The sequence below is a fragment of the Pyxidicoccus xibeiensis genome, assembly GCF_024198175.1.
GTDB lineage: Bacteria > Myxococcota > Myxococcia > Myxococcales > Myxococcaceae > Myxococcus > Myxococcus xibeiensis.
The window spans coordinates 126690-131561 of sequence record NZ_JAJVKV010000009.1 but is presented as its reverse complement, the minus strand read 5'-3'; the positions used below and the strand labels follow the sequence as shown (position 1 = coordinate 131561).

The window sequence follows — 4872 nt, the reverse complement described above, 5'->3', positions numbered from 1 at the left end:
GTAGGGCAGCGCTCTTCCGTCCAGTTATCGACGGCTGCGCTTAATAACAGGCCCCCCCGACTGATAAAGGTCGGACAGATTGACCACACAGTTACTCCGGCCCTGGATTTGATACTTGTGTGGCGCACGGCCCCTGCGTGCGCCACACGGCCACTGCGAGAGCAGGTGAGGAAGCTCAGGCCCGTCCGAAGAGGCCCTTGAGCCAGCGCATGAAGCCCTTCTGCTTCGGGACCGTCACGGCCGCGGTCGCCGCATGTACTCCCGCAGGCGCCTGGGTGGCACCCCTGGGCGCCGGTGGTGACTTCGGCGCCTGGGTGTGCGCCCCGGCCGCGTGAGCCGGCACCGCCTCGGTGGGCGCCTTGACGGGCGACGCGGGGCCCGTGGCCACCGCGCCCGCGTGCGCGCTGGAGGCCGACATGCTCTCGGCCTCCATCTGCGCCAGCTTCGCCTTCACCGCCTCGGGGGTGTCCCGGGTGGAGAAGGTGCTCGTCACCACGCGGCCCGAGGTGGCCTCGCGCGCGGTGACCTTCAGCAGGGACTCGTTGTTCACCTCGAAGGTGATGGACACCTGCACGCCGCCGCGCGGCCGCTTGGGCAGCCCCGCCAGCTTCAGCGTGCCCAGGTACTCGTTGTCCGACGCCTTGTCGGAGTCACCCTGGAACACCGTGAGCTCCAGCTCCGTCTGCCCGTCGCGGTGCGTGGAGAGCGAGTAGCTCTTGGTGGCCGGCAGCGACGTGTTGCGCTCCAGCACGGGCTTGAAGCGCCCACCCGGCAGGCCCACGCCGATGGCCATGGGCAGCACGTCGATGAGGACCACGCCCTCGAGCTGTCCCAGGCTGTGCGCCAGCAGCGCCGCGCCCAGCGCGACGGCCTCGTCCGGGTGCACGCCCTTGCTGGGCGGCTTGCCGAAGAACCGGGTGATCTTCTCGTGCACCAGCGGGAAGCGGCTCTGCCCTCCGACGAGGATGACCTCGTCCACGTCCTTGGGCCCCAGCCCCTTGACCTTGAGCACCTCGTCGCAGACCTGGACGGTGCGGTCCACCAGGCCCTCGGTCAGCTCGATGAGCTTCTGGCGCGTCAGCGTGACGTCCAGGTCATAGGGCTTGTCGTCGATCATCGTGACGAAGGCCACGTGCACGCGCATCTCCGTGCGCTCCGACAGCGCGCACTTGGCGCGCTCGGCCGCGTCGTTGATGCGCTGCATGGCCACCCGGTCCCCCTGGAAGGGCCGGCCGGCCTTCTTGTGGAACTCCTCCAGCAGGTACGCGACGATGGCGTTGTCGAAGTCGAGCCCGCCGAGGAACGTGTCGCCGCCGGTGGAGATGACCTCGTAGACGTTGTCGTTCAGCTCCAGCACGGACGCGTCGAACGTGCCGCCGCCCAGGTCGTACACCAGCACGCGCTGGTTCAGCTTGCGGCCGTAGCCGTACGCCAGCGCCGCCGCGGTGGGCTCGTTGAGGATGCGCTCCACGTACAGGCCGGCCAGCTTCCCGGCCTCGCGCACCGCGTGGCGCTGGTTGTCGTTGTAGTAGGCGGGGACGGTGATGACCGCGCGGGAGATGGGCTGCCCCAGCTGGTTCTGCGCCACCTCGCGCACCTCGCGGAGGATGAGCGCGGACAGCTGCTGCAGCGTGTAGATCTTGTCGCCCAGCTTCACGCCCGCGTCGCCGTTGGCGCCCGCGGCAATCTCGTAGTGGAAACGGTCCTTGATGTGCTCCACCACGGTGGAGCTGTAGGCCCGGCCCACCAGTCGCTTGGCGCCGTACACCGTCTGCCGGGGGTTGGTGAGCATCTGCCCCTTGGCGGGGTGGCCCACCACCAGCTTGCCGCGCGTGTTGACGGCGATGATGGAGGGCACCGTGTTGTGGCCCTCGCGGCTGGGCAGCACCCCGGGCTTCCCGTTGCGCGTGTACGCCGCGCAGGAGTTCGTCGTCCCCAGGTCGATGCCGATGATGAGGCCGGTGCGCTTGGGCTCCTCCGTCGTCAGCCCCAGCGCCTCGTCCGTCATCATCACCGGCGCGGCCGGCGGCGCACCCGGCGCGGGAGCCACGGCGGGCGCCGCCGGAGCGAGCGCCGCGGGCGCGGCGGCGGAAGCGGGAGGTGGGACGGTGTAGTCGGCCGCGCCCACGCCGTTGGGGACCGGGGGGACGTCCGACTGGGCGTGGGGCAGGGTGACGAGCGCCGAGTCGAGGAAGCGGCGCGTCTGCGCGTCCATGTTCAGGAAGCGCAGGCCCATGCCGGGCACGCCCTGGCCGGCCTGACCGGTGACGAAGTGGACGACCGCGGAGGCGTGGATGAGGCGCTCGCCCCCGGCCAGCCGCAGGTCCAGCGTGACGAGCGTCCCCGGCGGCTTCACCGCGCGGGCGCGCAGGTAGATGCCTCCCCGGGTGACGTTGGCGCCGTACTTCGCCAGGAACTCCTCGGGTGTCGCGAAGGGCAGCTTCACGACCAGCCCGACCGCACCCTGATTCGATTCCGTCAAAGCCCGGTTCCTGAGACGAGAGGGGAGAGACGTCGGGATTATCGCCCGAAGTCCGAGGGAACGGGCGTCAAAAAGACCTCCCTTCCCGGTTGCGCCCTGACAGCGTACCTCGTATGGAACCGCACCCGCAGGCGCTGGTGCCCGGCGGGTATTTCATGCCCCGGGAGCGCCGCTCATGCTGAACCCCGATATCCGGCTCGCCCTCACCTTCGATGACGTCCTGCTGGTGCCGGCCGAGAGCTCGGTCGTCCCCAAGGACGTCGACCTGACGACCCGCCTCACCCGCAACATCCGGCTCAACATCCCCCTGCTGTCGGCCGCCATGGACACGGTGACGGAGTCGCGGACGGCCATCGCCATGGCCCAGGAGGGCGGGATTGGCGTCATCCACAAGAACATGACGCCCGAGCAGCAGGCGCTCGAGGTCCTCAAGGTCAAGAAGTTCGAGAGCGGCATGGTGGTGGACCCGGTCACCATCGAGCCGGAGGCCCCGCTGGGCCGCGCGCTGGAGCTGATGCGCCAGCACGGCGTGTCGGGCGTCCCGGTGGTGAAGGGCCGGCGCCTGGTGGGCATCGTCACCAGCCGCGACGTGCGCTTCGAGACGAACTTCACCCAGAAGGTGGAGTCGATGATGACGCGCAAGCTCGTCACCGGCCGCGAGGGCATCAGCCAGGAAGAGGCCCAGAAGCTGCTGCACGAGCACCGCATCGAGAAGCTCCTCATCGTCAACGACGCGTTCGAGCTCAAGGGCCTCATCACCATCAAGGACATCGAGAAGCGCCGGACGAACCCGAACGCGGCCAAGGACGCCAAGGGGCGCCTGCTGTGCGCCGCCGCCGTGGGCGTGTCCGCGGACCGCGAGGCCCGGCTCGACGCGCTCATCAAGGCCGGCGTGGACGTCATCATCGTGGACACCGCCCATGGCCACTCCAAGGGCGTGGTGGACGGGGTGCGCGACACGCGGAAGAACTTCCGCGGCTTCGACCTCATCGCCGGCAACGTGGCCACGGCGGAGGCCACCCGCGCCCTCATCGAGGCGGGCGTGGACGCGGTGAAGGTGGGCATCGGCCCCGGCTCCATCTGCACCACCCGCGTGGTGGCCGGCGTGGGCGTGCCTCAAATCACCGCGGTGGACGACTGCGTCCGCGAGGCCGAGAAGCACGGCATCCCCATCATCTCCGACGGCGGCATCAAGTACTCGGGCGACATCGTCAAGGCGCTCGCCGCGGGCGCCAGCACGGTGATGATCGGCTCGCTCTTCGCCGGCACCGAGGAGGCCCCCGGCGACGTCATCCTGTACCAGGGCCGCAGCTACAAGAGCTACCGCGGCATGGGCAGCATGGGCGCCATGAAGCAGGGCGCGAAGGACCGCTACTTCCAGTCGGACGTGGAGGCGGTGAAGCTGGTGCCCGAGGGAATCGAGGGCCGCGTCCCCTACAAGGGCACGCTCGGCATGAACGTGCACCAGATGCTCGGCGGCATCCGCAGCGGCATGGGCTACGTGGGCTGCCGCACCATCGACGAGCTGCGCACCCAGGCCACCTTCGTGCGGATCACGTCCGCCGGGCTCAAGGAGAGCCACGTGCACGACGTCATCATCACCGAGGAAGCGCCCAACTACCGCGTGGAGTAGCGGCGGCCGGGCGGCCCGGGGCCTGGCTCCCCGGTCCGTCCCCTGGAAATGCGAAGGGGCCCACGCCGTGACGGCGGGGCCCCTTTCTCGTTGGAGGACGGTGGAGCGGCCGGCGCTACCGGGTCTTCTTGCGGCCGCCACCGGCGGGCTTGTCGCCCTCCTCGGAGGCAGGCGCGGACGCCGGCTGCACCTTCTTCTCCGCGTTGGCCACGCGGTTGAGGAGCGCGTCCTTGTCGTCCGGCTCCAGCGTCTCAATCGCCTGGCGCAGGGTGTTGAAGTCGAGCCGGGCGATGGTGACGGTGTTGCCGCCCTTGATTTCCTGGACGGTGGGCACCTCCACCAGCTCGCGGATGTAGGTCTCGAACTCCACCCGGACGTCGGCCGTCTGCTGGATGCAGGTGTCCTTGGCGTTGACGATCTGCTGGCTGCCCTCGCGGTAGTTCAGGTCCGGGTTGCGGTTCATGGCGTCCTCGAAGGTCGCCGTGCGCTTGCGGAGCGAGGTGTACAGCTCGATGTAGTCCACCAGCCGGTCCGTCTCCGGCCGGTTGACGTTGCGCGCCTTGCCGAGCGCGTCGGTGGTGTCTTCACAGGAGAGCTTCTGCAGCTCGGCAGCCCCGGGCGTGTCCTTCACCGCCAGGTTCTGGGTCTCGCGGTCCAGCCGCTCGTCCGAGGAGATCTCCTTCACGCAGCCAGGAGTGCACAGCAGGAGCAGGGTCGCAGCAGTGGGGGCGGACAGACGGCGGAGCATCCAGACCTC

3 protein-coding genes are annotated in these 4872 nt (G+C 69.5%); 1 reads left to right on the top strand and 2 read right to left on the bottom strand.

The features are described from left to right. Positions 1–175: 175 nt before the first annotated feature. On the bottom strand, positions 176–2482 hold the full coding sequence (locus LXT23_RS33435) for a TIGR02266 family protein (RefSeq protein WP_253984441.1): 2307 nt from the start codon (positions 2480–2482) through the stop codon (positions 176–178). A gap of 175 nt (positions 2483–2657) precedes the next feature. Here LXT23_RS33435 and guaB point away from each other — a divergent pair, with 175 nt between their 5' ends. Continuing rightward, complete coding sequence (gene guaB / locus LXT23_RS33430) at positions 2658–4115, top strand: IMP dehydrogenase (protein WP_253984440.1); 1458 nt, start codon at positions 2658–2660, stop codon at positions 4113–4115. Positions 4116–4230: 115 nt separating this feature from the next. Here guaB and LXT23_RS33425 read toward each other — a convergent pair whose 3' ends face one another. Further along, the gene (locus LXT23_RS33425; RefSeq protein WP_253984439.1) at positions 4231–4863 is read right to left on the bottom strand and encodes a hypothetical protein; all 633 of its coding nucleotides are present in this window, start codon (positions 4861–4863) and stop codon (positions 4231–4233) included. Between the last annotated feature and the right edge of the window lie 9 nt (positions 4864–4872).

Bases quoted from the DNA above. Each gene is read 5' to 3' on its own strand.
- guaB (WP_253984440.1), top strand. From the start codon at position 2,658: ATGCTGAACCCCGATATCCGGCTCGCCCTCACCTTCGATGACGTCCTG.
- LXT23_RS33425 (WP_253984439.1), bottom strand. From the start codon at position 4,863: ATGCTCCGCCGTCTGTCCGCCCCCACTGCTGCGACCCTGCTCCTGCTG.